The sequence below is a fragment of the Rhizobium redzepovicii genome (genome assembly GCF_019793435.1).
In the GTDB taxonomy this organism is placed as follows: domain Bacteria; phylum Pseudomonadota; class Alphaproteobacteria; order Rhizobiales; family Rhizobiaceae; genus Rhizobium; species Rhizobium redzepovicii.
The window spans coordinates 1-1,098 of sequence record NZ_JAILYH010000054.1 but is presented as its reverse complement, the minus strand read 5'-3'; the positions used below and the strand labels follow the sequence as shown (position 1 = coordinate 1,098).

The window sequence follows — 1,098 nt, the reverse complement described above, 5'->3', positions numbered from 1 at the left end:
ATCGGACTTGATCCGCACTCGTGACAGATGACATCCCATTGCCGCCACCGGTGCGGCGCGATGAAAAGAAAGGTGCTTACTATGCCGCAGTCGGCGGAAAAAGTTCTCGACCATGCTCCCCTGTTCCGCGAGCCGGAATACAGGCAGATGCTCGCCGAGAAGAAAGCCAATTTCGAATGCCCCCACCCGGATCAGGTCGTTGCCGATCAAAACGACTTCACGAAGACCTGGGAGTATCGCGAAAAGAACCTGGGCCGCGAAGCCCTGGTCGTGAACCCGGCCAAAGCCTGCCAGCCGCTCGGTGCCGTCTTCGCAGCCGCAGGCTTTGAGCAAACGATGTCCTTCGTCCATGGCAGCCAGGGCTGCGTCGCTTATTACCGTTCGCATCTGTCGCGTCACTTCAAGGAGCCTTCATCAGCGGTCTCGTCCTCGATGACGGAGGACGCGGCAGTGTTCGGCGGGTTGAAGAACATGGTCGACGGGCTCGCCAATACATACAAGCTCTACGATCCGAAGATGATCGCCGTCTCGACCACCTGCATGGCCGAAGTCATTGGAGACGACCTCCACGGCTTCATCGAAAACGCAAAGAACGAAGGGTCGGTCCCGCACGACTTCGATGTTCCTTTCGCCCACACGCCTGCCTTCGTCGGCAGCCACGTCGATGGCTATGACGGCATGATCAAGGGCATTCTGGAGAACTTCTGGAAAGGCAACGAGCGGAAGGAGGTTGCTCAAGCCATCAACATCATTCCCGGCTTCGACGGCTTCTGCGTCGGCAACAACCGCGAACTGAAGCGCCTGCTCGACATGATGGGCGTATCCTACATCTTCATCCAGGATGCCTCCGACCAGTTCGACACGCCGTCTGACGGTACGTACCGCATGTATGACGGCGGCACGAAGATCGAGGACTTGAAAACGGCGTTGAATGCCGAAGCGACCCTGTCGCTGCAGCACTATAACACGCGCAAAACGCTGGAATATTGCAAGGAGGTCGGTCAGGTTACGGCTTCGTTCCATTATCCGCTGGGTGTTCAGGCGACCGACGAATTCCTGATGAAGGTCTCGGAGATTACCGGCAAGGAAATTCCTCCG

At 57.6% G+C, this 1,098-nt stretch carries 1 protein-coding gene; it reads left to right on the top strand.

Annotated features, from left to right (window positions below; all coding sequences use genetic code 11):
* Positions 1-81: 81 nt before the first annotated feature.
* The coding region (gene nifK, locus K6N12_RS33515; RefSeq protein ID WP_092755373.1) for a nitrogenase molybdenum-iron protein subunit beta at positions 82-1,098 on the top strand (1,017 nt) is incomplete at its 3' end.